At 74.3% G+C, this 1491-nt stretch carries 1 protein-coding gene and 1 pseudogene; one reads left to right on the forward strand and one right to left on the reverse strand.

Translation table 11 applies throughout. From position 1 onward, the window contains the following. A pseudogene (locus tag ABEB28_RS40050) lies at nt 1–295 on the reverse strand (2-oxoglutarate dehydrogenase, E2 component, dihydrolipoamide succinyltransferase); the annotation flags it as partial. Between the two features lie 358 nt (nt 296–653). Here ABEB28_RS40050 and ABEB28_RS40055 point away from each other — a divergent pair. Then, on the forward strand, nt 654–1430 hold the full coding sequence (locus tag ABEB28_RS40055) for a class III extradiol ring-cleavage dioxygenase family protein (RefSeq protein ID WP_345733543.1): 777 nt from the start codon (nt 654–656) through the stop codon (nt 1428–1430). The last annotated feature ends 61 nt before the right edge of the window (nt 1431–1491 follow it).

Consider the following 1491-nt stretch of genomic DNA (forward strand, 5'->3'; position numbering starts at 1 on the left):
TCTCAGCGGCGGGTGTCTCAGCGGCGGGTGTGTCCGACGCTTCAGCGGGGGCAGGGGTGGCCGGCGTCGCCGCGGGGGCGGTCGCGGCCGGCGCGATGGCGGCGGCGATCTCGGCCGGTGTCACGGTGGCCGGTGCCGTGGGCTCGGTCGGTTCCGTCGTCTCGGTCGGCGCGGTGACGTCGGCCGACTCAGGTGCGGCCGGAGCCGCCGACACGTCCGCGGACTCCGTGGGCGACGACTCCGCAGGCGTACCTGCGGGCGTGGCGGCGGTGCTGTCGCTGCCGGAAGTGTCCATGACCATCCTCGTTCCCGTTCCGGTGGCGGGTATATTCACCACCGCATCTGCGCTGCCACCCTGGGTGAGCCGGTCGCCACCGCCGCTGCGGCCGCAGGCCGGGTCGCGGGCTGCCTGACGAGCATTGTCACAGGTTCCGGCTAACTACTTCGCACCGATGGGGCGATCGGTGCTGCATATGTTGCTCGAACCGCCCTCACAGGGCGTGCGAACAGCACAGCGAGACTTGTTCAGCCTCCCAGGCACCCCAAGCTCAGGGCGGCGCGCAAGGGTCGGCTGAACAATTCTCAATTCGTGTCTGTCGGATACCTGGTTGCCGTGCGCCGGGCGCTTCCGGCCAGCCGGTTACCCTTCCGACGTGTTGCTCGCCGCCGCCGTCTGCCCTCATCCGCCCTTGCTGGTCCCGCAGCTGACCGGTGCTTCCGCGCAGCGACCGCCGAGCGGTCCCGCGGCCGACGCCGCGACTGCGGCGGCGACCCTGCGGGAGACCTGCCTGACGGCCGTGCGCGACCTGATCGCGGCGGGGGACCAGGCCGGATCGGAACTCGACGTCGTGGTGGTCGGCACCGGGCCGACGCCGGGCAGCGCGGCACCGGACGCGGTCGGTTCGCTCGCGGGCTACGGCGCGGACGTGACCGTCGGGCTGACCCGGGTGGTGCCGGACGTGGCCCCGAGCGGAACGCCCACGCTGCCGCTCTCGGTGACCATCGGCGTCTGGCTGCTGCGTGCGGCCGGGTACGCCGGACCGGTTCGTGCCCGGGTCGTCACCGAGAACGCGACCCCCGCCGAGTGCGCCGACCTGGGCTCCCGGATCTCCGGGTTCCCCGTGCCGACCGCGTTGCTGGTGATGGGCGACGGCTCGGCGAGCCGGGACGAGAAGGCCCCCGGGGCGCTGGATCCCCGTGCGGTGCCGTTCGACACCGCGGTGGCGGACGCGCTGGCCACCGTCGACACCGCCGCGCTGGCCGCGCTCGACCCGGCGCTGGCTCGCGAGCTGCTCGCGGCCGGCCGGGCGCCGTGGCAGATCCTCGCCGGGGCGGTGTCGGCGGACGGACGGCCGTGGAAGGGCGAGCTGCGGTCGGCGGATGCTCCGTACGGCGTCGGGTACCTGGTCGCGTCCTGGTCGCCGGCGTGACCGAGCCGGCCGAGCCGGCGAGCCGCCCGGCCGAGAGGCCGGTGGTTGTCGCTGTCCCCGA

Origin of the sequence: Cryptosporangium minutisporangium, assembly GCF_039536245.1 — a bacterium.
GTDB lineage: Bacteria > Actinomycetota > Actinomycetes > Mycobacteriales > Cryptosporangiaceae > Cryptosporangium > Cryptosporangium minutisporangium.